At 72.1% G+C, this 24,513-nt stretch carries 18 protein-coding genes and 1 pseudogene; 8 read left to right on the top strand and 11 right to left on the bottom strand.

Annotated features, from left to right (window positions below):
- Positions 1-138 precede the first annotated feature (138 nt).
- From NP777_RS30360 to NP777_RS30350, 3 genes and pseudogenes are all read left to right on the top strand, one after another.
- Positions 139-1,157: pseudogene (locus NP777_RS30360) on the top strand (RNA-guided endonuclease InsQ/TnpB family protein); the annotation flags it as partial.
- A 332-nt stretch (positions 1,158-1,489) separates the two neighbouring features.
- On the top strand, positions 1,490-2,629 hold the full coding sequence (locus tag NP777_RS30355; RefSeq protein WP_256653368.1) for a magnesium and cobalt transport protein CorA: 1,140 nt from the start codon (positions 1,490-1,492) through the stop codon (positions 2,627-2,629).
- A gap of 191 nt (positions 2,630-2,820) precedes the next feature.
- The gene (locus tag NP777_RS30350) at positions 2,821-3,711 is read left to right on the top strand and encodes a phosphatidylinositol-specific phospholipase C (protein WP_256653367.1); all 891 of its coding nucleotides are present in this window, start codon (positions 2,821-2,823) and stop codon (positions 3,709-3,711) included.
- A gap of 10 nt (positions 3,712-3,721) precedes the next feature.
- On the opposite strand, the gene NP777_RS48185 is transcribed toward NP777_RS30350, so the two are convergent.
- The 5 genes from NP777_RS48185 to NP777_RS30320 all read right to left on the bottom strand — a co-directional run bounded on the left by NP777_RS48185 (position 3,722) and on the right by NP777_RS30320 (position 10,671).
- The gene (locus NP777_RS48185) at positions 3,722-5,464 is read right to left on the bottom strand and encodes a glycoside hydrolase family 6 protein (protein WP_308405256.1); all 1,743 of its coding nucleotides are present in this window, start codon (positions 5,462-5,464) and stop codon (positions 3,722-3,724) included.
- A gap of 196 nt (positions 5,465-5,660) precedes the next feature.
- A complete protein-coding gene (locus NP777_RS30335) occupies positions 5,661-6,812 on the bottom strand; it encodes an XdhC family protein (protein WP_256653445.1) in 1,152 nt (383 codons plus the stop codon).
- Positions 6,813-6,893: 81 nt separating this feature from the next.
- On the bottom strand, positions 6,894-9,290 hold the full coding sequence (gene pucD / locus NP777_RS30330; RefSeq protein ID WP_256653366.1) for a xanthine dehydrogenase subunit D: 2,397 nt from the start codon (positions 9,288-9,290) through the stop codon (positions 6,894-6,896).
- Positions 9,291-9,292: 2 nt separating this feature from the next.
- A complete protein-coding gene (locus NP777_RS30325; protein WP_256653365.1) occupies positions 9,293-9,790 on the bottom strand; it encodes a (2Fe-2S)-binding protein in 498 nt (165 codons plus the stop codon).
- Positions 9,781-10,671, bottom strand: coding sequence for an FAD binding domain-containing protein (locus NP777_RS30320; RefSeq protein WP_256653364.1), 891 nt, complete (start codon positions 10,669-10,671; stop codon positions 9,781-9,783). The genes NP777_RS30325 and NP777_RS30320 overlap by 10 nt, the downstream gene beginning before the upstream one ends.
- A gap of 252 nt (positions 10,672-10,923) precedes the next feature.
- Here NP777_RS30320 and NP777_RS30315 point away from each other — a divergent pair, with 252 nt between their 5' ends.
- Positions 10,924-12,852, top strand: a complete 1,929-nt coding sequence (locus NP777_RS30315; RefSeq protein WP_256653444.1) for a PucR family transcriptional regulator — start codon at positions 10,924-10,926, stop codon at positions 12,850-12,852.
- Positions 12,853-13,124: 272 nt separating this feature from the next.
- A complete protein-coding gene (locus NP777_RS30310) occupies positions 13,125-13,937 on the top strand; it encodes a hypothetical protein (protein ID WP_256653443.1) in 813 nt (270 codons plus the stop codon).
- 391 nt (positions 13,938-14,328) lie between these two features.
- On the opposite strand, the gene NP777_RS30305 is transcribed toward NP777_RS30310, so the two are convergent.
- A complete protein-coding gene (locus tag NP777_RS30305) occupies positions 14,329-15,018 on the bottom strand; it encodes a GntR family transcriptional regulator (RefSeq protein WP_391858604.1) in 690 nt (229 codons plus the stop codon).
- Positions 15,019-15,364: 346 nt separating this feature from the next.
- On the opposite strand from NP777_RS30305, the gene NP777_RS30300 reads away from it, so the two are divergent.
- Positions 15,365-16,525 (top strand): DUF2637 domain-containing protein, encoded by a 1,161-nt coding sequence (locus NP777_RS30300; RefSeq protein WP_256653362.1) that lies wholly within the window; start codon positions 15,365-15,367, stop codon positions 16,523-16,525.
- A gap of 141 nt (positions 16,526-16,666) precedes the next feature.
- On the opposite strand, the gene NP777_RS30295 is transcribed toward NP777_RS30300, so the two are convergent.
- Entirely contained in the window at positions 16,667-17,083 is a 417-nt protein-coding gene (locus NP777_RS30295) for an ATP-binding protein (RefSeq protein ID WP_256653361.1), read from the bottom strand.
- 289 nt (positions 17,084-17,372) lie between these two features.
- Here NP777_RS30295 and NP777_RS30290 point away from each other — a divergent pair, with 289 nt between their 5' ends.
- The gene (locus NP777_RS30290) at positions 17,373-20,633 is read left to right on the top strand and encodes an alpha-mannosidase (protein WP_256653360.1); all 3,261 of its coding nucleotides are present in this window, start codon (positions 17,373-17,375) and stop codon (positions 20,631-20,633) included.
- A gap of 18 nt (positions 20,634-20,651) precedes the next feature.
- Here the strand turns inward: NP777_RS30290 and NP777_RS30285 are convergent, their stop codons facing one another.
- The 4 genes from NP777_RS30285 to NP777_RS30270 all read right to left on the bottom strand — a co-directional run bounded on the left by NP777_RS30285 (position 20,652) and on the right by NP777_RS30270 (position 23,586).
- A complete protein-coding gene (locus tag NP777_RS30285) occupies positions 20,652-21,536 on the bottom strand; it encodes a glycosyltransferase family 2 protein (protein ID WP_256653359.1) in 885 nt (294 codons plus the stop codon).
- A 494-nt stretch (positions 21,537-22,030) separates the two neighbouring features.
- Positions 22,031-22,492, bottom strand: a complete 462-nt coding sequence (locus NP777_RS30280; protein ID WP_256653358.1) for a glycine-rich domain-containing protein — start codon at positions 22,490-22,492, stop codon at positions 22,031-22,033.
- A gap of 363 nt (positions 22,493-22,855) precedes the next feature.
- Complete coding sequence (locus NP777_RS30275; protein WP_256653357.1) at positions 22,856-23,140, bottom strand: hypothetical protein; 285 nt, start codon at positions 23,138-23,140, stop codon at positions 22,856-22,858.
- On the bottom strand, positions 23,137-23,586 hold the full coding sequence (locus NP777_RS30270) for a hypothetical protein (RefSeq protein ID WP_256653356.1): 450 nt from the start codon (positions 23,584-23,586) through the stop codon (positions 23,137-23,139). The genes NP777_RS30275 and NP777_RS30270 overlap by 4 nt, the downstream gene beginning before the upstream one ends.
- Before the next feature lie 282 nt (positions 23,587-23,868).
- Between NP777_RS30270 and NP777_RS30265 the strand changes: the two genes are divergently transcribed.
- The gene (locus NP777_RS30265) at positions 23,869-24,435 is read left to right on the top strand and encodes a hypothetical protein (protein ID WP_308405259.1); all 567 of its coding nucleotides are present in this window, start codon (positions 23,869-23,871) and stop codon (positions 24,433-24,435) included.
- Positions 24,436-24,513 lie beyond the last annotated feature (78 nt).

Genomic DNA, 24,513 nt, shown 5'->3' with positions numbered 1-24,513 from the left:
TCCGTGGTTGCTCCGCCGTTCACGGCGGAGAGGAAATGGACTCTCGCGGAGCAGGTTGAGGAGCGGGGTTTCGCCGCCGGGGCGGAGTACCGTGCCCTGACCCGCGGGTTTGATCTTCACCTGTAGTCCCGCTAGTGGTCGGCGATGCTGACGGCGTGGAAGAGGACCGAGGAACTGGCTTAACTCAACGAGGTCTCCTCGGTCCCGCTCCAGCAGACGCTGCGGCACCTCCAGACGGCGTTCACCCACTTCTTCGCCCAGCGGGCGAAGTACCCGCGCTTCAAGTCTCGGAAGAGGTCCCGGAAGTCCGCCGAGTACACCACCAGCGGCTTCCGCTTCCGTGACGGGAAGCTGACGCTGGCGAAGATGGCGGAACCACTGGACATCGTGTGGTCCCGCCCCCTGCCCTCGGGAGCGAAGCCGTCCACGGTGACCGTGTCCCAGGACGCGGCGGGCCGCTGGTTCGTCTCGATGCTGTGCGAGGACCCCGGAGTCCGGCAACTGGCCGCCACGAGTGCGGCGGTCGGTATCGACGTCGGCCTGGACCACTTGCTGACCCTCTCCACCGGGGAGAAGATCGCCAATCCCCGGCACGAGCGCCGTGACCGTGCCCGGCTCGCCCTGGCCCAGCGGCGCCTTGCGAAGAAGGCCAAGGGGTCCGCGAACCGGGCGAAGGCCCGGCGCGAGGTCGCCAGGATCCACGCCCGGATCACCGACCGTCGGCGTGACGGGCTGCACAAGCTGACCACTCGTCTCGTGCGTGAGAACCAAACGCTCGTGATCGAGGACCTGACCGTACGGAACATGGTCAGGAACCGGAGCCTGGCCCGCGCCATCAGCGATGCTGCATGGTCGGACTTCCGGAGCATGCTGGAGTACAAGGCCGACTGGTACGGGCGGGAAGTGATCGCGGTCGACCGCTTCTTCCCGTCCTCCAGGCTGTGCTCCGCCTGCGGCGCCCTCGCCGGGGCGATGCCGCCGCATGTTCGCACCTGGACGTGTGGCTGTGGCGCCACTCACGACCGTGACGTGAACGCCGCGAAGAACCTTCTGGCTGCCGGACGGGCAGTGTCGGCCTGTGGAGCCGGTGTAAGACCTCAACGGAGAACTCCGGGCGGGCAGTCGGCGACGAAGCAGGAAATCCACGGGGCGACCCGTGGAACCTCCCGCCGTTAAGCGGGAGAGCGTCAATGCTGTCACTTGTCCTCAGCGCGGGGCAGGGGGTGGAAGGACACAGCCGCGTCGCCGTGCGCCGGGTCGGCGAGTGCGGGCGCCGGTGGCGGCTTCCGTGCCCCGGCGGTCAAGGGCCCCTCCGGACCACGGACCGGTGGATCCCAGGGCGGCCCTCCGGGTACCCCTCGAAAAAACACTTGATCTGGAGCAACTATCGCGTCAAGCAGCCCGCCGCACCCCCAGGGCGCACCACGGTCATATAGGGCGATATCCTGCACTGAGGTCAGTGCTCGCGACAGGAAGGTGAGGACCCTCTATGTCCGAGCGCCGCCGCACCCCGCGTCCCACGAAACGGTGGCTCCGCCCCGCCCCGGGCCCGCCGCGCGGTGAGCCGCCGGCCGCGGCGGCCGACGGGGCCCCGCCCGAGGTCGACGAGCGCAGTGTGGTGGACGCCGCCGTGTACCGCGACGGCCGCCGGGTCGGCACCCCCGGCTCCCTCGCCGCCACCTACCGGCGGCTGCGCGCGGAGACGGGCGCCATGGCGTGGATCGGGCTGTACCGGCCGAGTGAGGGGGAGCTGCTCTCGCTCGCCGAGGAGTTCGATCTGCACAAGCTGGCCATCGAGGACGCGCTGGAGGCCCATCAGCGCCCCAAGCTGGAGCGCTACGGCGAGACCCTCTTCGTCGTGCTGCGCGCCGCCCGCTATCTCGACGCGCCCGAGGAGGTGGACTTCGGCGAGCTGCACGTCTTCGTGGGCCCCGACTTCGTCATCACCGTCCGGCACGGCGCGGCGCCGGACCTGTCCGCGGTGCGCGCCCGGATGGAGTCCACCCCCGAGCTGCTGGCGCTGGGCCCCGAGGCCGTGCTGTACGCGATCCTCGACGCGGTCGTGGACGGCTACGCCCCGGTCGTGGCGGGGGTGCAGAACGACATCGACGAGATCGAGACCGAGGTCTTCCGGGGCGATCCCGAGGTGTCGCGGCGCATCTATGAGCTCTCCCGCGAAATGGTGGAGTTCCAGCGCGCCACCCGCCCCCTGGTCGGGATGTTGCACGGGCTGATGGCGGGTTTCGACAAGTACGGCACCGATGAGGAGCTCCAGCGCTATCTGCGGGACGTCGCCGACCACGTCACCCACACCAGCGAGCGCGTGGACGGCTTCCGCTCCGCCCTCACCGATATCCTCGCGGTCAACGCCACCCTGGTGACCCAGCAGCAGAACGCCGAGATGCGGGCGCTGGCCGAGGCGGGCTTCGAGCAGAACGAGGAGGTCAAGAAGATCTCCGCATGGGCGGCCATCCTGTTCGCCCCCACCCTGGTCGGCACCATCTACGGGATGAACTTCACCCATATGCCCGAGCTGCACTGGGTGCTGGGCTACCCCTTCGCGATCCTGCTGATGGCGGTGGTCTGCGTCAGCCTGTACCTCATCTTCAAGCGCCGCGACTGGCTCTGACGGCGTCACACCCCTCCGACCGGCCGGGCGGTTCTAGGGCCCGCTCCCTGATCCAGATCAGAACCCCAGACAGGCCCTAGGGAATCCCTCGATGAACCGCTGATTCAGCCGTTTTCCGTAGCCCCGCCATGCCGTTTGTGCTTCGATGCCGTCCGGCACGGCACCGGCGGGCGAGCGACGGGAGTGGGCGTATGGACCGGCGAGGGTTCCTCAGAGGCGCGGCAGCGCTGTCCACCGCGGGGCTGGTCACCGCCGTCGGCGGTACCGCGACGGCCACCGCCGCGCCGCCCCGGCCGGTCGCCGCCCAGGACTGGCTGTCGGCCATCGCCGACGCCACTCCGGTCCAGCGGCTGACGCTGCCCGGAACCCACGACTCCGGCGCCCGCTTCGGCGGTCCGTGGACGGAGTGTCAGAACACCACCATCGCCGACCAGCTGGCCAGTGGCATCCGCTTCCTGGACATCCGCTGCCGCGCCTTCGACAACGCCTTCCCCATCCACCACGGCGCCTTCTACCAGAACCTCAACTTCGACGACGTGCTGGGCGCCTGCCGCTCCTTCCTCTCCGCGCATCCGTCGGAGACCGTGCTGATGCGGGTCAAGCAGGAGTACTCGGAGGAGAGCGCCGCGGAGTTCCGCCGGATCTTCGACACCTATCTGGACGACAAGGGCTGGCGCTCGCTGTTCCGTCTGGACAGCACCCTCCCCGCCCTGGGCCAGGCCCGGGGCAGGGTGGTGCTGCTCGCCGACTCGGACAACATGCCGGGGGTGCGGTACGGCGACGGCGCGCTCTTCGACATCCAGGACGACTACATGGCGGAGCCGATCGGCAAGTACCCGAAGATCGAGGCGCAGTTCCGCAAGGCGGCGGCCCAGCCCGGCAAGCTCTTCATGAACTATGTCTCCACCGCCGCCCTGCTGCCGCCCCGCTCCAACGCGGACCGGCTGAACCCGCGGGTGAAATCGTTCCTTGAGGGCGCCGAGGCGCAGGTCCTGACCGGGCTCGGGATCGTTCCGATGGACTTCCCGAACACCACGTCCGGCCTGGTCGACGCCCTCGTCCGGCACAATCCGGCGGGCTGACCGCGGGGCGTCAGCGGCCGCGCGGCCGACGGAAGAGGTTGACCGCCGGGTCCGCGTAGCGCACCAGCTCCAGCGCCTGCTCCGGGAACCACTCCCCCGCCTCGGGGTTGAGGGTCCCGCGCACCGGGTCCAGGGGCCCGTCGGTGCCGCGCAGGCAGCGCCCGTCCGACTGGCCCGGCGTCTTCACCCACAGCGCGGCGTCCAGCAGCGCCTCGCCGGTACGGGTGGTGGGACGCCGGCCCAGGCCACGGCCCGGCGGGTTGCACCATGACTGGACGTCGTTGTGCTGGTGCGACGCGGCCCTCGGGGTCCAGGGGCCCTGGCCGTTGCGGCTGGTGTCGGTGACGTAGTGCTTCATACGGGCCGGGTCGTCCGGGGCGTGGGCGCGCAGCCAGCGGCGGGCGTGCCGCCGCGACCAGCTCTGCTCGGCGCAGTCCTCGGGGTCCCCGCCCTCGTCGGCGTAGGCGAGGCAGGAGGAGACCAGCCGGCCGTACCAGGCGCTGTCCGGGTCGGTCTGGTAGTGGGAGACATTGAGGGCGAAGCCGGTGGCGCGGTCGATCCCGGCCTTGATCAGCCGGGGCACGATGCTGCTGACGGAGTGCCAGCCGGAGTGGCCCGCGTCCAGGTACACCGACGCGTTGCCGAGCGCGCTGAGGACGTCGACCGCGTAGTTGATCTCGGAGTAGCGGGCGGCGGTCTCCGGGTCCTCGACCACCGGGGTATCCAGGTCGCCGGTGTCGTCGGCGTCGGAGGGGTCGGGGGTCACGGGGTCGGGGGTCACGGGGTCGGGCGTGGGCAGCGGGGGCAGCTCGGGCAGGGTGGTGGGCTGCTCGGCGGAGGGCTCGGGATCGGGGCTCTGGGAGGCGGAGGGCTCGGGGTCGGCGGCCTGCTGGGGCTCCGGGAACATGGGCGCCGGGAGCTCGGACGCGTCGGGGCGCGGGTCGGTGGACTGCGGGTCCGCGGACTGCGGGTCCGCGGGCTTCGAGTCGGTGGGCTTCGAGTTGGTGGGCTGCGGGTCCGTGGACTTCGGATCGGTGGGCCGCGCGGCCTCCTGGCCGGTGCCGGAGGCGGCCGACGCGGCGGGCAGGGCCGTGGACGCGTCGGGGTCGGGCAACGGCGGCAGCTCGGTGGGCGATGCCTCGGCGGCGGGCCGCTCCTCGACGGCCGACTGCCCGGGCTGCGGCTCGACGGCGGTCTCCTCCGGCTGCGACTCGACGTCGGTCTCCTCGGCGCTCGAGTCGTCGGCACAGTCGGAGGGCAGCAGCGCCAGCGAATCGGGCTCGAGGATGATCAGTACCTTACGGTCGCCGATGCCCTGGGCGACGGCGTCGATCCACGCCTGGTACGCGGCGAGGCCGTCCGCGCCCCCGCTCGAGTAGCTGCCGCAGTCACGGCCCGGGATGTTGTAGAGGGCGAGGACCGGCAGCCGCTCCTGCAGACCGGCGCTCCGTGTCGTCCGGCGGACCAGCCGCGTGACCTGTTCCGGGGTCTCGTCCCCGTACCAGACCGCGTGCGGCGTCCGCACCATGGCGAGGAGCCCCGCGGAGTCACGGAAGTCGCCCCGCCAGGCGAGGCGGGCCACCTGGCGGTAGGAGTCCCGGTCGGGAGGCGGGGCGTAGAGGCGGGTCACGCGCGAGGACTCGTCGTCGTCCTCCGGCACGGCCGCGCTCACCACGGGGCTGATCAACAGGGGCAGGGTGGCCGCGGCCACGACGGCCGTCGACACGGTGAGGATCTTGCGTCTCTTACGCACGTGCGCACTCCAGGGGGCGGCAGGACCAAGGTCGGTTTCTGACTCTCACTCAGGAACCGGCACCCGGCAAATGAACCCCCCGCCAGATGGCGGAGGGTTTTTCCCGCTCAGGAGTGGCCTTATGTCAGACGATCCTTCTGTGATCTGATGCGATTTCAGATCCGCGGAGCATCGGGGGACGGCGTTCGACGGCGTTTCAGGCGACCGAGCCGACCCGGTCCGAGGGCAGCCGGGTGTCGTGGTGGATCGGGGTCCGGGCGCCCGTCAGCGGCGTACCGCTGCCGCCCCGCCGGTTCGCGACGATCTCGCCCGCGATGGACAGCGCGGTCTCCTCGGGCGTACGGGCGCCGAGGTCCAGCCCGATCGGGGAGCGCAGCAGTGCCAGCTCCGGCTCGCCCACACCCGCCTCGCGCAGCCGCCGCAGCCGGTCCCGGTGGGTGCGGGCGGAGCCCATCGCGCCGACGTACGCCACGGGCAGCCGCAGCGCCCGCTCCAGCAGCGGGACGTCGAACTTCGGGTCGTGGGTGAGCACGCACAGCACCGTGCGGCCGTCCACCTCGGTCCGGTCGAGATAGCGGTGCGGCCAGTCGACGACCACCTCGTCGGCGTCCGGGAAGCGGAGCGCGGTCGCGAAGACCGGACGGGCGTCGCAGACCGTGACGTGGTAGTTCAGGAACTTCCCGATCCGCACCAGCGCGCTCGCGAAGTCCACAGCGCCGAAGACGATCATGCGCGGCGGCTCCACGCTGGACTCGGCGAGCAGCGTGACGGGCCGCCCGCAGCGGCTCCCCTCGGCGCCTATCTCCACGGTCGCGGTGCGCCCGGCGTCCAGCAGGGCACGGGCCTCCGCGGCGGCCGTACGGTCCAGCTCGGGGTGGCCGCCCAGGGTGCCGTCCCAGCCGCCGTCCGGGTGGATGCGCAGGGCGCGGCCCAGCAGCTCGGGCGGGCCGTCCACGATCCGGGCCAGCGCGGTCGTCCGGCCGTCGGCGGCGGCGGACGCGGCGGCGGCGACCACCGGGCGCAGCTCGCGGTCGGCCGCCCGAACCGGGCTGACCAGGACATCGATGACCCCGCCGCAGGTCAGGCCGACCGCGAAGGCGTCCTCGTCGGAGTAGCCGAAGGTCTCCCGTACGCTCTCGCCGGTGCGCAGGGCCTCCTGGCACAGCTCGTACACCGCGCCCTCGACACAGCCGCCGGACACGCTGCCGACCGCCGTGCCCTCCGCGTCCACGGCGAGCGCGGCGCCGGGCTGGCGCGGTGCGCTGCCGCCCACGGAGACCACGGTCGCGACGGCGAAGTCCCGGCCCTCCTCGCACCATCGGTGCAGCTCGGCGGCGATGTCCAGCATGGTGATCAGCTCCTCGGACGGCCACGTGCGGGCCACCTATATTCGCGTCAACGCGCCGGGCCCGCGAAATCTGCCCGCTCATCAGGTGCCGGTCAGATGCTCCGGGCGGACGGGCACCCGGTTCAGGCGGAGGCCCGTGGCGGCGCGGACGGCGGCGACGACGGCCGGGGTGGAGGAGAGCGTGGGCGCCTCGCCGACGCCGCGCAGCCCGTACGGGGCGTGGTCGTCGGCCAGCTCCAGCACCTCCACCGGCATGGCCGGGGTGTCCAGGATGGTGGGGATCAGATAGTCCGTGAACGACGGGTTGCGCACCCGCGCACCGTCCCGCGAGACGACGATCTCCTCCATCACGGCGAGCCCCAGCCCCTGCGTCGAACCGCCGTGGATCTGCCCGACGACCGACAGCGGATTGATCGCCTTGCCCACGTCCTGCGCGGCCGCCAGCTCGACCACCTTGACCAGGCCCAGCTCGGTGTCCACCTCGACGACCGCGCGATGGGCGCAGAAGGAGTACTGCACATGGCCGAAGCCTTGTCCGGTGCGCAGATCGAACGGCTCGGTCGGCCGGTGCCGGAACTCCCGCTCCAGGTCGATCGCCCCGTCGCCGAGGATTCCGGCGAGATCGCCGATCACCTCACCGCCGTCGGTGACCACCTTGCCGTCCGCCAGCCGCAGCCGTCCGGCCTCCGCCCACGCGGGGTGGGAGGCGCCGAACAGTTCGCGGCCGCGCCGCAGCACCTCCGCCCGGACCGCCTCGCAGGCGTGCTTGACGGCGCCGCCCGTCATATACGTCTGGCGGGAGGCGGAGGTGGAGCCCGCCGAGCCGACCCGGGTGTCGGCCGGGTGGAGGGTGACCCGGTCCACGCCCAGCTCGGTGCGGGCGATCTGGGCGTGCACGGTGACCCCGCCCTGGCCGACCTCGGCCATCGCGGTGTGCACCAGGGCGACCGGCTCACCACCGATCACTTCCAGCCGGATCCGGGCGGTGGAGTAGTCGTCGAAGCCCTCGGAGAAGCCGACGTTCTTGATGCCGACCGCATAGCCCACCCCGCGCACCACGCCCTCGCCATGGGTGGTGTTGGACAGCCCGCCCGGCAGGGCCCGTACGTCCACCGGGCCGCCCGCCGCCTCCCAGGCGCGCTCGGGCGGCATCGGCAGCGCCTTGACCCGGCGCAGCAGCTCGGCGACCGGGGCCGGGGAGTCGACCAGCTGTCCGGTGGGCATGGTGGCGCCCTGGGACATGGCGTTGCGCTGCCGGAACTCCACCGGGTCCAGGCCGAGTTCGGCCGCCACCGCGTCCATCTGCGCCTCGTAGGCGAAGCACGCCTGGACGGCGCCGAAGCCGCGCATCGCGCCGCAGGGCGGGTTGTTGGAGTAGAGGGCGATGGCCTCGACGTCCACGTTCTCGACGACGTAGGGGCCGATGGACAGGGAGGCGGCGTTGCCGACCACCGCCGGGGAGGAGGAGGCGTACGCGCCGCCGTCCAGGACGATGCGGCACTGGACGTAGAGCAGGGTGCCGTCCCGGGTCGCGCCGTGCTCGTAGCTGAGCTTGGCGGGATGGCGGTGGACATGGCCGAAGAACGACTCGTACCGGTTGTAGACAATCTTGACCGGCTTTCCGGTGCGCAGCGCCAGCAGACAGGCGTGGGCCTGCATGGACAGGTCCTCGCGCGCACCGAACGCCCCGCCGACGCCGGAGAGCGTCAGCCGCACCTTGTCGGCGGGCAGCCCGAGGACCGGGGCGAGCTGGTCGCGGTCGACATGCAGCCACTGGGTGGCGATGTAGAGGTCCACCCCGCCGTCCTCGGCGGGCACCGCGAGCCCCGACTCCGGGCCGAGGAACGCCTGGTCCTGCATGCCCACCTGGTAGTCCCGGCGGACCACCACATCGGCGCGGGCCCGTGCGGTGGCCACATCGCCGCGCCGGATGGGCTGGCGGTGCACGATGTTCGGATGCGGCACGTGGGACGCGTGGTGGTCCCGGCGGCCGGGGTGGAGCAGCGGGGCGTCCGGCGCGGTCGCGGTGGCCTCGTCCACGACCAGCGGCAGCTCCTCGTACTCCACCGCGATCCGGGCGGCGGCGCGGCGGGCGGTCTCGGGGTGGTCGGCGGCGACGATCGCGACGGGCTCGCCGTGGTAGCGGACCCGGTCCTTCGCGAGCACGGGCTGGTCGCGGATCTCCAGGCCGTAGTGGGTCCCGGCGGGCAGGTCGTCATGGGTCATGACGGCGTGCACCCCGGGCAGGGCGAGCGCCCCGGCGGTGTCGATGGACCGGATCAGGGCGTGGGCGTACGGGCTGCGGAGGGTGAAGCCCCACAGCATGTCCTCGTGCCACAGATCCGAGGAGTACGCGAACTCGCCGGTCACCTTGAGGGTGCCGTCCGGGCGCAGGGTGGACTCGCCGACGGTCCCCCGGATGGCGCCGGTGGCCTGGGTGAGGGTGGTGGGGGCGCCGGCGGCGCGGTCGGCGGCCATGGTCAGACCGCCTCCCCGGTGCGGGCGGCGGCGAGCCGGACCGCGTCGAGGATCTTCTCGTAGCCGGTGCAGCGGCAGAGGTTGCCGGAGAGCGCCTCGCGGATGTCGGCGTCGGAGGGGTCGGGGTTGCGCTCCAGCAGCTCATCGGCGGCCACGAGCAGTCCGGGGGTGCAGAAGCCGCACTGGACGGCGCCCGAGTCGATGAACGCCTGCTGGACCGGGGCCAGCGGGGCGACCTGCCCGGACCGCTGCCGGGCGTGGTCCGCGAGTCCCTCGACGGTGACCACCTCGCACCCCTCGGCCTGCCCCGCCGCCACCAGGCAGGCGCACACCGGCACCCCGTCCAGACGGACCGTGCAGGAACCGCATTCGCCCTGCTCACAGGCGTTCTTCGAACCGGGAAGCCCCAGCCGCTCGCGCAGCACGTACAGCAGGGACTCGCCCTCCCAGACGTCATCGGCCTCATACGGCCGCCCGTTGACCGTCATGTTCACGCGCATGGTGCGGTCCTCCCCTCTCCCTCGCGATACGCCTGCCAGGTCCAGCCGAGCGTGCGGCGCGCCATGACCCCCACCGCGCGGCGGCGGTAGGCGGCGGTGCCGCGTACGTCGTCGATCGGGCGGCAGGCCCCGGCGCACAGCTCGGCGAAGCGCCGGACGGCCGACGGCTCGAGCGGCGCGCCGCTGTCCCAGAAGCCGCCCTCCTCCAGCGCCGCGCCCAGGAACTCCTCGGCCTCATGGGCCCGTACGGGCGTGGGCGCGGCCGATCCGATGCCGGTGCGCACGGTGCGGGTGCGCGGATGGAGCGCGACGGCGAAGGCGCAGACCGCGATCACCATGGCGTTCCGCGTGCCGACCTTGGAGAACTGCTGCGGACCGTCCGCTCGTCGGATGTGCACCGCCCGGATCAGCTCATCGGGCTCCAGGGCGTGGCGCTTGACCCCGGTGAAGAACTCCTCGACCGGGATGAGCCGGGTGCCGCGCACCGACGCCACCTCCACCTCGGCCCCGGCCGCCAGCAGCGCGGGGTGGGCGTCCCCGGCGGGCGAGGCGGCGCCGAGGTTGCCGCCGACGGTGCCGCGGTTGCGGATCTGCGGTGAGCCGACGGTGTGCGCGGCGAGCGCCAGTCCCGGCAGCTCGGTCCGGAGCTCCTCGATGATCCGGGTGTACGGGACACCCGCGCCCAGCCGGACCGTACGGTCGGTGGCCTCCCACTCGGCCAGTTCGGCGACGCGGGTCAGATCGAGCAGATACTCGGGCCGCCGGTGATCGAAGTTGATCTCGACCATCACATCGGTGCCGCCCGCGATGGGCACGGCGGTGGGGTGCTCGGCCTTCGCGGCGAGCGCCTCCTCCCAGCCGGCGGGGCGCAGGAAGTCCATGGGTCTCTCTTCTCGAATCGTCGGCGTCGGTGTGGTCGGGAGGGGGCTCCCCACGCGCCGGGGGCGCCCGCCAAGAACTCCGCACACGGCTCAACGCCAGTAGACCGAGGTGTGGGCCACATGGTGCAGTCACCAAAGACATGAAGCAATTGGCTGGCCAGGAAGCTGGTCTTGTAGATTCGAACGAACGGCGGGGACCGGAAACCTCGCGGTATTCGAACGGTGACACGGAACAAGATCGGCTGGCATCACATGCGGCTGCGCGCACTGCTGGAGAACGACACCCTGGGGCTGCGTCTGCTCGGCGGCGAGGACGAGCTGGACCGTACCGTGCGCGGCGTGATGACCACCGATCTGCGCGACCCCAGCCGCTATCTCTCGGGTGGTGAGCTGGTGCTGACCGGGCTCGCCTGGCGGCGTGAGCCGGAGGACTCCGAGCGGTTCGTCCGCATCCTCGCGGCGGCCGGGGTGGCGGGTCTCGCGGCGGGCGAGGCGGAGCTCGGCGCCGTGCCCGAGGATCTGGTGCTGGCCTGTGGCCGCCATCGGCTGCCGCTGTTCTCCGTGGTCGAGGACGTCGCGTTCGCCACGATCACCGAGCATGTGGTGCGCCAGGTCTCCGGTGAGCGGGCCGGGGATCTGGCCGCGGTCGTGGACCGGCACCGCAGGCTGATGACGTCCGGGCCCGCGGGCGGCGGCCCCGAGGTGGTCCTGGACCTGCTCCGCTCGGACCTGGACCTGACCGCGTGGGTGCTCTCCCCCACCGGCCGCCGGATCGCGGGCCCGACCGCCGCCGGGGCGGCCGCGGAGCCGCCCGCGGCGGTCCGCGCCCAGTTGGCGGGCGAGCAGCTGGCCGCCCGGCGCGACGGCCGGCGCGGCCCGCACCGGCTGACCGCCGCGGACGGCATGACGTACTCCCTCTTCCCCGTCCGCAGCGGTGACCCCGGCGACGATGTGCGCGAGACCGTGCTGTCCGACTGGGTGCTGGCGGTCGGCGCGGACGCCGACGAATGGCCGGAGGAGCGGCTGGATCTGCTCTACGGGGTCACCCAGCTGATCGCGGTCGAGCGCGACCGGCGGAACGCCTCCCGCACGGTGCGGCGCAGGCTCGCCCAGGAGGTGCTGGAACTGGTCCAGTCGGGCGCGCCGCCCGCCGAGATCGCGGCCCGGCTGCGAGTGGCCGCCCCGGTGCTGCTGCCGGGCCTCGGCACGGCGCCGCACTGGCAGGTGGTGGTGGCCCGGGTGGAGTGGGGCGTCACGGCGGAGCGGGAGTACGGCGCGGAGGGCGGGGCGCGGCCGGGCGGCGGGGCGCGGCTGGGCGGCGGGGCGCGGCTGGGTGGTGCGCGGAAGGGCGCGGACGGCGGGGCGCGCGAGGGTGCCACGCGGGACGGCGCCACATGGGACGGCAGTGCGCGGGACCGGGACGCGAGGGACCGGGGCGCGCGGGAGGGCTCGGACGGCAGGGGCGTGCCCGGTGGCATCCCCGGTGGCGTCGCCGGTGGCATCGCCGACGGCCGGGTGGCGCAGTCGCTGCTGGAGGAGATCCTGGTCGACCCGTACGCGACCGGGCCGGAGCCCTCGGACCGGATCGCCGTGGCGCACACCGGTGACGAGGCGGTGGCGCTCGTACCGCTCCCGGCGCTCTCCGACGGCCCGTCGGACGGCGGCACGGACCACCCGGAGACGGAGGGGGTGCAGGCCGACGCGCTGCTCGCCGCCGTCCGGGAGCCGCTCGCCCGGGGTCTGGACGGCGACGGGCGGCTGACCCTCGGCGTCAGCGCCGCCGTGCACTCCGCCGACGGGTTGCGCGGCGCCCTGGAGGAGGCCCGGCACGCCCGGCGCGTGGCCGCCGCGCGCCCCGGGCGGGTGTGCGCGGCCGGACATCAGGAACTGGCCTCGCACGTACTGCTGCTCCCGTTCGTCCCGGACGATGTGCGGCGCGCCTTCACCGCCCGGCTGCTGGACCCGCTGCGCGAGTACGACCGGCGCCACCGGGCCGAGCTGATCCCGACGCTGGAGGCGTTCCTGGACTGCGACGGCTCCTGGACGCGCTGCGCCGCCCGGCTCCATCTGCACGTCAACACGTTGCGCTACCGGGTCGGCCGGATCGAGCAGCTGACCGGGCGCGAGCTGTCGCGCCTGGAGGACAAGCTGGACTTCTTCCTCGCGCTGCGCATGAGCTGACGCGCCGCGGAAGCGATGGCGGACACGCCGCGGAAGCGATGGCGGACACGCCGCGGAAGCGTCTGCCAACTCGCCCGCGGAATCGTATGCGAACGCGCCCGCGGAAGCGCCCGGAGCGCACCTCCGTGCCCCACCGCGACATCACCCTAGCCAGGGGTTTGTGAATTCATTCACACCAACCTCTTGGCCGGGCGCTCGCATTCGTGCTGAGATTCGCCCACAGCTTCCGGCTCGATGGCGCGCTTGGGGAGGGCAATGTGGCGGACACCGCCATGTCACCACCTGGATCGTCAGGTTCCCATTCCGAGGTAAGAACGGGGCGCGGGCCCGACCCGCTTGTGGACGACCCACTCGACACGGCGGTATGGCGGCTGCGCTCACGCGGCTGCTGGAAGGACGCCGCCGAGCTGCTCACCCCACGCGCGGCGGACGACGCCTCGGCCGCGCTCAAGCGCAGCGTCGTCCTGACCGAACGGTGCATGTACACCTCCACCGGCTGGGACGCGGCCGAGGACGCCCTGCGGGCGGCGGAGGCGCTCGCCCTCACCGACACCGAGCGCGGCGCGACCGCGTGCGAACGGGGCTATCTGGCGTACGCGTCCACGCTGCTCGGGGTGCGGGACCGGGCCGACGAGGCGCGGACCGCGCTCGGCCGCGCCGCCGCGCTGCTCTCGCCGGGCTCCCCGATCCGGCCGCTGCTGGACTTCCGGCGCGGGCTGATCTCCCAGCACCTCGCCCACAACCCGACCGGCGCGCTGGCCGCCTTCCAGCGCGCCCACGCGGGCGCGGCGGCGCACGGCGACACCCTGCTGCGCTCGTTCACCTGGCGCCATCTGGCCGCCATGGCGGAGGCGGACGGCGATCTGCCCGACGCTCGGCACGGCTTCGCGGAGTCGCTGCGGATCCGTGAGGAGCTGGGCTACCTGGTCGGTATCGCCCCGGCCCTGGCCGCCCTGGCCGACGTCGAACCCGACCCCGACGAGGCCACCCGCCTCCGCACCGAGGCCGGCCGCCTGGTCCGCCTCCTGGGCGGCGTCCCCGTCTGGCTCGCGGAACAGCTCTCCTCGGAGGACACCACCGACTGACCCCGCCCGGCCCCCGGGGCGGGATACGCCCCGGGGGCCGGGGCAAGCCGGGTCGGCCTCAGCCCCGCCTCCCGCCCGGCCCAGGCGCGGCCGTAGGAGCGCGGGACGGCTCGTACGCCCCAGCCCCTACGGGTGTCCGGCGGATCACACGGCGGAGCCGCGTGGCAGGGGCCTCACCCCTGGCCCTCGGGGGTCTGGCGTGGCAGGGACTTCACCCCTGGCCCCCGGGGTCTCGGGGCGGAGCCCCGCCTTCCAGCCCCTCCGGCGATTGAGGAGCGGGGTCTGGGGCGGAGCCCCAGTTACGGGAAGGGGCGGGGTGGGGAACAGCCCGCCGCAGGCGCCACCACCCGCCGGCCCCCCAACAGCCCCCAGTCCCAGCCCAGCCCAGCCCTCAGACCGTCGGGGCGAAGTGGGCCCTGGTGAGGAATTCGACCGTGTCGAGGTCGCGGGCGACCAGGGCGTCGAGGAGGGCCATGTGCTCCTCCGCGTCGGCGACGAGGTCGGCGGTGCGGGTGGCGCGGCCACAGGCCAGGGGCCACTGGGCGCGGCGGTGCAGATCGTCGGCGACGATCACGAGCTGCTGGTTTCCGGCCAAGCCGAGCACCGTCTGGTGGAAGGTGCGGTCCGACTCGAGGTACGCGGCCCGGTCGCCCCTTACGGCGGCCGCCGCCGTCGCCTCGGCGAAGGGCCGCAGCCCGGCCCAGCGCTCGGGCGCGACCGCCTCCGCCAGGCTGAGCATCACCGGAACCTCCAGCAGCGCCCGCACCTCCGCGAGCTCGGCCAGCTCGCGCTCACTGCGGCGGGCGACCCGGAAGCCCCGGTTGGGCACCACCTCGACGGCGCCCTCGCCCGCGAGCTGCTGCATGGCCTCCCGTACGGGGGTCGGAGAGACGCCGAAGCGCTCGGCGAGCACCGGCGCGGAGTACACCTCGCCCGGGGTCAGCTCACCACCGGCCAGCGCGTCCCGCAGGGCGTCCAGGATCTGGCCGCGCACCGAGTGCCTGCGCGGGGACCTGCGTGCCCCGGGCGCGCCGCAGGAGGGCAGCGGCTCCATCGCCGCCTGTGCTTCGGACTGCTCCACTCCGGTCCTCCTGACATCCCATCGAACGATATGCGGAGGCCGCCCCCGGGCAAAGCCCGTAAACATCATTTAAGGTCGCAGTAACGTTGCTCCTCGTGCACGGACCGTAGACCGACCGGCAAGCCGGTTGGTCGGATTACCCGCGATCGGGTTCCGTGAATAGAATCAAGCCGCTTGCACAGTGCGAGTGTTCGGATCGCATCGCAGCTATCCGCGTGTCCCCCCGCCTACTTGGCGGCCTCTTGTCCCAAAACCGCTCGAGGCCCGGCAGGATTCCGCCAGGATGTCGCGCGCGGTAGGCCGTTCTGCGGCCGGAACTTCATGGAAGCCAATCAAGGGGCACCGGATGAGACTGACCGACATATCGCTGGTTCTGCCAGTCGTCGTGGCGCTCGCCGGCGTCGTGGGGGCGGCGGTTGTCCTCGCGCGCGGCCGACGGAAGAAGGACGAGAGCGTCATCACCGACTCCTGGGAGCGCAGCGAGGAGCGTCGGCGCCGTAAGGAGGCCGTCTATGGGATGGCCGCCTATGTTCTGCTGTTCTGCTGCGCCGGGGTGGCCGCAGCGCTCTCCTTCCAGGGCCTGGTGGGCTTCGGGCGGGAGAACCTGGCGCTGACCAACGGCTGGGAGTACCTGGTGCCGTTCGGGCTCGACGGCGCGGCGATGTTCTGTTCGGTGCTGGCGGTGCGGGAGGCCAGCCACGGTGACGCCGCGCTCGGCTCGCGCATGCTGGTGTGGCTGTTCGCGGGCGCCGCGGCCTGGTTCAACTGGGTGCACGCGCCGCGCGGCATGGGCCACGCGGGCGCCCCGCAGTTCTTCGCGGGCATGTCGCTCTCGGCGGCGGTCCTCTTCGACCGGGCCCTGAAGCAGACCCGCCGGGCCGCGCTGCGCGAGCAGGGCCTGGTGCCCCGGCCGCTGCCGCAGATCCGCGTCGTCCGCTGGATCCGCGCTCCGCGCGAGACCTTCGCGGCATGGTCGCTGATGCTGCTCGAGGGTGTGCGGACGCTGGACGAGGCGGTCGAGGAGGTCCGCGAGGACCGGCGCGAGAAGGAGAACAACCGCTCCCGTCGGCGCGAGCAGGAGAAGCTGGACCGGGCCCGGATCCGGGCGATCAACCGGCAGCACCGGATGTGGGGCCGCCGCGGCGGCCGTCAGGTGGAGGTCACCGCCGCCACCCCGCCGGCCGGGCAGCTCAGTTCGGAGCCTGCCATAGGCGAGAAGGTGCTGGAGACCGCCGGGGCCCCGGAGCAGGGTCAGCTGGCCGCCGCCTCCGCCCGGCCCGCCCTGCGCTCCGCGGGCGGCGCCGAGTCCGCGACCGGCGACCTGGGCCAGGACCGGGCCAAGGACCACGATCGGGATTTCAGCTTCGGCTTCGGTGACAAGGACAAGGGCGCCGAGGCCGACCGTCCCCACACCATCGACCTCACGGCCGAGGACGACACCCTCACCATCCCGCGGCTGGACTCCCTCGAGGAGAAGCTGGCGCAGATCGAGCGCGCCTTCGGCTGAGCGGGGCTGAGGCGGCGGCGGGGGCGGGGGTACGGATCCCCGCCCGCCGCCCGGCGGATCCGTACCGCGCGAGGCGCCGACGCGCCACGACGTCGGGCGCCGACACGCCACGACGTCCGCGCCCCCATCGGTGGGACGCGGCTACGGAACGCCCTCGGCTTCGAGTTCGAACCACAGGACCTTGCCCACCCCGTGCGCCCGCACGCCCCAGGCGTCCGCGAGCGTATGCACCAGCAGCAGTCCGCGCCCGGATGTGCTGTCCTCGGCGGGCCGGTCGCGCAGCGTCGGGTGCCGGGACACGAAGTCCCGCACCTCCACCCGTAATCGCCCGGTGACGCGTGCGCCCGGCCCGTCCCCCAGCGAGGCCGAGACCTGCGCACCGCGGTCGGTGTGGACCAGCGCGTTGGTCACCAGCTCGCTGGTGAGCAGCTCGGCCAGATCGGCCCGGCCGGGCCCTCCCCAGTGCCGCAGCATCTCGCGCAGCTCCGCGCGGACCCGCGCCACCGCCGCGAGATCGTCATGCGCCAATCGCTTGGTCAGGACCGGGCCACGCTCCACCGGGACACCCTCCGGAACGGCCTCCGGAACGGCCTCCGGAACGGCCTCCGGAACGGCCTCCGCGGCCTTCGGCCGCGCATCCGGCCGACCCTGCCCATGCCCCCGGCCCGGCCGTACAGGCTGACGCTTCATCCTCCCCCGCCCCGGCCACCCCCTGACGGCGGCCAGCGTCGAATGTCGTCGAACACGCTCACGGAAATGCATGCCCGGGTGTTGCCTCCCACACACCGAGGGAAATGCTGGGAGTGATCCGCTGAGTGATCCCCCTAGCTCGAGCCGAGGAGCCGTGATGCACGACGACCGACCACTGGTGGAGGGGCGCCTGGACCGCGCGCTGCGCCAGTTCATCAGGCCCGCCCAGTACACGGCCCGGGTGCCGCTCACCCTCTCCGCGTGGCGCACCCCCGGTGAACCGGTGCCGGTCGCGGAGGCGCTGGCGGGCACCTACGAGCCGTTCACCACCGGCACGGACTGGGGCAGTCCGTGGTCCACCTGGTGGTTCCGGCTGGAGGGCGCGGTGCCCGAGGGCTGGGCGGGGCGGCGGGTGGAGGCCGTGATCGACCCGGGCTTCACCGACGACGCCCCGGGGTTCCAGGCCGAGGGGCTGGTGTACGACGCGGAGGGGGTGCCGATCAAGGGCATCCATCCGCGCAACCGCCACATTCCGATCGCGGCCCCGGCGGCCGGTGGTGAGCCCGTACGGCTGCTGCTGGAGGCCGCCGCCAACCCGTCGGTGCTGCGCGACGGGTTCGTCCCGACCCGGCTCGGCGATGTGCTGACCGCCGGGGACGAGCCGCTGTACCGTTTCGCCTCGGCCGAGCTGGCCGTCCTCGACGAGACCGTCTGGCATCTGGTCCTGGACATCGAGGTGCTCTCGGAGCTGATGCACGAGCTGCCGGCGGACCGGCCGCGCCGCCATGAGATCCTGCGCGCCCTGGAGAACGTGCTGGACGCGCTGGACCTCCACGACGTCCCCGGCACCGCGGCCGCCGCCCGCGCCGAGCTCACCGACGCGCTCGGCCGTCCCGCGCACTCCAGCGCGCACCGGGTCTCGGCGGCCGGGCACGCCCATATCGACTCGGCGTGGCTGTGGCCGCTGCGCGAGACGGTACGCAAGGCGTCCCGTACGTTCGCCAATGTCACCGCGCTCGCGGGCGAGTACCCGGAGCTGGTCTTCGCCTGCTCACAGGCGCAGCAGTACGCCTGGGTCAAGGAGCACCAGCCGCATATCTGGGAGCGGATCAAGAAGGCGGTGGCGGACGGCAACTGGGCGCCGGTGGGCTCGATGTGGGTCGAGTCGGACGCCAATATGCCCGGCGGCGAGGCGCTGGCCCGGCAGATCGTGCACGGCAAGCGGTTCTTCCTGGAGGAGCTGGGGGTGGACACCGAGGAGATCTGGCTGCCGGACTCCTTCGGCTACACCGCCGCCTTCCCGCAGCTCGCCAAGTTGGCGGGGGTGAGGTGGTTCCTCACCCAGAAGCTGTCGTGGAACCAGTCCAACAAGATGCCGCACCACACCTTCTGGTGGGAGGGCATCGACGGCACCCGGGTCTTCACCCACTTCCCGCCGGTGGACACCTACAACGCCGGGTTCAGCGCCTCCGAACTCGCCCACGCCGAGAAGAACTTCGCCGACAAGGGGCTGGCCACCCGCTCGCTGGTGCCCTTCGGCTACGGCGACGGCGGTGGCGGCCCCACCCGCGAGATGCTGGAGAAGGCGCGCCGGCTCGCCTCCCTGGAGGGCTCGCCGACCGTCGAGATCCAGCCACCTTCGGCGTTCTTCACCGAGGCCGAGCGGGAGTACGGGGCCAAGGCGCCGGTGTGGTCGGGCGAGCTGTATCTGGAGCTGCACCGGGCCACGTACACCACCCAGGCCAAGACCAAGCAGGGCAACCGGCGCGGCGAGCATCTGCTGCGCGAGGCCGAGCTGTGGGCCACGGCCGCCGCGCTGCACACGCCCGGCTACGCCTATCCGTACGACGCGCTGGACCGGATCTGGAAGACGGTGCTGCTGCACCAGTTCCACGACATCCTGCCCGGCTCGTCCATCGCCTGGGTGCACCGCGAGGCGCGGGACACCTACGAGATGGTCTTCGCCGAGCTGGAGGAGATCATCGCGGGGGCGGTGGCCGCGCTGGGCGGCGGTGGGCCCGCGGTGCTCAACGCCTCGCCGTACGAGCGCGAGGAGATCGCCGTCCTGGACGCGACGACGGCGGCCGCCCTGCCGTCCGGGGCCCCGGTCCAGCCGCTGGGCGAGGGCCGTACGGCGGTCGCGGTGCGGGTCGCCGGGCTGGGCGCGGCACCCCTGGGGACCGCCCCGCAGGCGCCCGCCGCGGCCGGCGGCGCACCCCATGGAGCGCCGCCGGTGACCGCCCTGAGCGACGGCCAGTCCATCGTCCTGGACAACGACCGGCTGCGGGTGACCATCGACGCCGAGGGGCTGCTCACCTCGGTGCTTGACCTGGACGCGAGCCGTGAGGTGCTGGCCCCCGGCACCCGCGGCAACCTCCTCCAGCTCCACCCCGACCACCCCAACCACTGGGACGCCTGGGACATCGACCGGCACTACCTCCGCCGCCACACCGATCTGACCGACGCCGAGTCCGTGGAGCTGATCGAATCCGGTCCGCTGCGCGCCACGGTCCGGGTCATACGGTCCTTCGGCGCCTCCCGCATCACCCAGGAGCTGACACTGGCCGCGGGCAACCGCCGCCTCGACATCGCCACCGAGGTGGACTGGCAGGAGTCGGAGAAGGTCCTCAAGGCGGCGTTCCCGCTGGACATCCACGCCAAGGTGTCCACCGCGGAGATCCAGTTCGGCCATGTGGACCGCGCCACCCACACCAACACCAGCTGGGACGCGGCCCGGTTCGAGATCTGCGCCCACCGCTGGCTGCGGGTCGCCGAGCCCGGGTACGGGACGGCGGTGCTCAACGACTCCACGTACGGCCACGATGTGACCCGTACGGCGCACGCCGGGGGCGCGGGCACGGACGCGGGCACGGGCACAGGCACGGGCACGGACGCGGGCACGGGCACAGGCACGGGCACGGTCGACGGCACCGGCGCGGACGGGGCCACGGGCGAGGGCGAGGTGCTGGGCACGACCGTGCGGCTCACCCTGCTGCGCGCCCCGCACAGCCCCGACCCGGAGACCGACCTGGGCGTCCACCGCTTCCGCTACGCGCTGCTGCCGGGCGCGGGCGTCGCCGAGGCGGTCGCGGAAGGGCTCGCCCTCAACCTGCCGCTGCGCACCCTCCCCGCCGGACCGGCCGAGCGGGCGCCGCTGGTGTCCGTGGACCACCCCGCGATCACGATCGAGTCGGTCAAGCTCGCGGAGGACCGCAGCGGCGATGTGGTGGTGCGGCTGTACGAGTCCCAGGGCGGCCGGGCGGCGGGCACGCTGGTCACCGGCTTCCCGGTGCTCGGCGCGGAGGTGACGGATCTGCTGGAGCGCCCGCTGCACGAGGCGGCCACGGGCCCGGGAGGGCTGACCCTGGCACTGCGCCCGCACCAGATCCTGACGCTGCGGCTGCGGCCGGTGAGGTGAGGGGCTGAGGCCTGACGGCTACAAGACGGGCGGTCGTCCGGAGCGAGTCAGCTCGACGACCGTCCGCCAGCTCATGGGTGCCCGCGTGCCGTGGCCGCCGCGCAGCCCTTCGCGCAACCCGCTCAGGGAGGCGCGCAGGGCTGCGCGGTCCCGGAATCGCCATAAGGTCAAGGCGAGCCAGGTGGCCAGGTTGAGGGGAATGAGGACGCGGGGGAGGTTCCGCCGGGCGAGCCAGACGCGGTTACGGGCATTGAGCCGGTAAAAGGTGGCATGCCTGGCCGGGTTGGTAGCCGGATGGTGAACGGTCACGGCGGGCAGGTAGAGGCCGGTGTAGCCGCGGTTCCACAGCCGCCAGGCCAGATCGATGCCTTCGTGGAAGAGGAAGAAATGACCGGGCCAGCCCCCGGCTGCATTGAAGGCGGAGCGGCGGATGAGCACGACACCTTCGGCCATGACGGTCACGGTGCCTGCCCGAGTGGGGTCGGAGGCCCGCAGACGGGGCACCCAGCGGCGCTGCGTGACGCCGCTGTCGGGGTCGGTGATACGTGGCTGTACGTAGGCGAGCCGAGCGTCGTTGTCGAGTTCGGCGGTGAGCTTGGCCAGCGCCTCGGTGGACGGGAGGACCGCGTCGTTGTCGAAGAAGAACAGGTAGTCGCACTCGGCGGTGACGGCGGCGGCACCGAGGTTGCGCCCCTCGGGGATGCCGACGTTCGCAGGCAGTTCGACGGTGCGCACGTCGGCGGAGACCTGGGCGGGGCGGCAGCCGTTGCCGACGACCACCACGTCGAGATCGACGCCCCGCTGAGCCAGCAGGGAGGCCATGGCCCGAGGGAACTCCTCGGGCCGGTCGTTCATGGTCAGCACCACCGCGCCGACCTTGGGGCGCGGGGCGCCAGCGGTCACAGAAGGGTCCTCACTACGTACAGGTCACCTCATGTTCGCGTGACAGTCATCAGGTCGTCACTGTCAGCTCACGCAGCCTACTGTGCCCGGTGCGGTGCCGTGGCCACGGCGAGCAGGGTGGTGAAGGCCGTCGGGATCGTGGCATCGAGGGCCCGTTGAGTGACCGGAGTTCTGTGGGGGCGCCCGCTCGCCATACACCCCGGCGACGCGGGCGATCTGGGCGAAGTCGGGGAAGCCCCGCCCGGCGCCACAGGAAAGCGCACGGACGGGGCCGCTATGAGGTTGTGCTAGCTCCTCTTGTCCCGCACCTGACCGCTGCCAGGCTTGGGGACGAGGAACCCCTTCACCGGTCGCCCGGTGCACTCTCGGAGTCCTCGAAGCGTCATCACGACGGTGCGATACCGAGGGTCAGTCCAGTCTGTTCTCATCTTGAACCTCCTTCGGTGACGCTACTGCCGTCGATGGGCCGCTCCACGGCGAATCCCCGAGCTTCATCACTCCGTGGGGCCAGGGTCCGGGGGCATCGGCATGATCGCGCACTCCTCCGTGTGCTGGCACTCAGCCGCCACGACAACCGGATCGGAGCCAGGAGGACCCCACAGCTCGGCGTCGACGGAGAAGCCCAGTTCCCCGATCCGGCTCTTCGTGCGTTCCAGGACCGACTCGTCGTAGTTCCGCGGGTTGTACCCGGGTGAGTGATGGACGTACGCGCCTCGTCGCGCGCACAGGCGGTGGTACAGGTGTGTATGAAGGATGAGCGCATGCCAGCCCTCATCCACCACGCGCGACGGGGTGAGGTTCTGTCTCTGCGAGCACGAGGCGGCGATCACGAACTTCGCCGCCTCGTCGACGATCCGTCCCGCCATGTCATCCGCCATGCCGGGGTTGTTGTCCATGACGGTCTTGATGACGCCTGCCCGCTCGTCGTCGACGAGCAGAGCTGTACCGTTGCGCATGCGCGTACCTCTTCTCTGTGAGTGGTGCGCTGCCCTCGTCCCGGCCCTGGCCTCCAACCATCCGGCCGGGACGAGGCCGCACGTGCTTACGGCCCCCGCCCCTCGCCCCGTCGCACGTCACCGGGACTTGGAGCGGGGACCACGATCCGGGAGGAGCCGACCAAAGCACTCCCAGACCGCTTCCTGCCTGCCTGACTTTCCAGCGACCGACAGGCAGGGGTCCTGGCGCGGGGGTCCTGCGAGCGATCCCTTCCACGCCCTGAAGGACCCCCGCTGGCGGCGTGGGCATGACGCGCGCGGTGCGTCCGCCGCCGAGCCTCGTCCCCGCCGCAGCCGGTGATGTGGGTGGGGACGAGGAGGTCATCAGGCGGGTTGGCTCGCGGCCTCCTGATACCGCGCCAGCCGCCGCTGTCGATCCTCTGCGACCATGATCACGTCGGAGAGGGCAAGCTGAAGCAGCTTGATCGCGGCATGGGCGTCTTCGAGTGACGTCGACGGATCGGCCAGGTACCGCGACGACGCCCTGATGGCTTCGCGCCCCTGTTCCTCGAATGTCGCGGCGGCCTTTTCGCGAGGCGTCACGGCCGCGATGCGCGTGATTGCGTCCCGCCGCGACAGGTAATCGTCCCTACTGGGATACCGCGTCATGCCGTCGCCCCGTCATGCCGGACCAGCGTCGCACCCGGGCCGACCTGCTTCCCGCTAGCGCGAAGCCGACGCATGACTACGTCTCGCGAGTTCTCGGGGGCTTGCTCGTCACTGACGGCCACGCACACGCCTCCAACGTCGCTGACCGTCTGCCGCAGCGTGTTACGCGCCGCCTCGTCGAACGCGATCCGGTGCCAGTCGGCGACGAGACAGATGATTCGCCGCTCCCGGCCCTCGTGCTCCATCGTGGCGACCATGCCCGTCCAGAACGTCCGTCGCAGGGCTACAGCGTTGGACCCGCGGTCTACCCACTGTCCCGCGACTGTCCACCCCAGTTCGCGGGCGAACTGACGACAGGCGAGGATCCGATAACCCGCTGAATCCTCTGCGGTGACCTCACGGTCGTAGATGAATGCGAGGATCGGCTTCGTTGCGTCGCTGTCCATGCGCATACAGTCGCCATCTTGACGGGACGTTTGAACCTCCCGGAACAGGACATCCAGGACAGCTTCACGCTATGGTCCCAAGTGTCCCAAACGTCCGGGGGAGGAATCTTGAACGAAGCCCTTCGAAATGCTATGGCGCAGGCGGAGGTAAGCGCTAGCCGCCTCGCTCGTATGGTGGGAGTGTCCACCAAGACAGCGGAGCGATGGTTGAAGGATCCCAGTCGGGCTCCACATCCCGACACGAGGATCGCCGTCGCAAAGGCGTTAGGAGCAGATGAGGGCATGCTGTGGCCAAGGGCAGCCAGATCGGTTGTCAAGACGGGGGCGAGCCGCGAGATCATCCAAGCCTATCCATACCGCAATGCCTGCCCCACGACCGTGTGGGGGCAGTTGATCGACGCCGCGACACACTGCATCACCTTTGCTGGATACACCAACTACTTCGTCTGGCAGGAGCAATCACGTCTCGTCGACCGGTTAGCAGCCAAAGCGGCGGCTGGTTGCACTGTGCGCTTCCTCATCGGCGACCCGGAATCAGAGGTGACTCGGCGTCGAGAGGAGATCGAGGGCGTCCCACTCACTGTCAGCACGCGTATCCGGATCACCCTTGATGCGCTGTCGAAGCTGAAGCGCATTGACGGCATCGACGCTCGGTTCAGTGATGATCACATTGCCTTGTCGGTGTTCAGCTTCGATTCCGAAATGCTGGTGACTCCGCATCTGTCGAGTCTGCTCGGCCATGAGTCACCGATGTTCCACCTGCATCGGATGGGCGACGATGGGCTGTACGACCGGTTCGCCGGACACGTGTCCGCACTCTGGGAGAACGGACGGCCCGTCTGGGAGTAGCCACCCGGAACGCGAACAGCCCCCGCCGGATGGTCCCGACGGGGCTGCTGTGTTACTGGTCATTTCGTCTGGTGGGCA

Source organism: Streptomyces rugosispiralis, from assembly GCF_024505145.1.
In the GTDB taxonomy this organism is placed as follows: domain Bacteria; phylum Actinomycetota; class Actinomycetes; order Streptomycetales; family Streptomycetaceae; genus Streptomyces; species Streptomyces rugosispiralis.
This window is presented reverse-complemented; position numbering and strand designations above follow the sequence as displayed.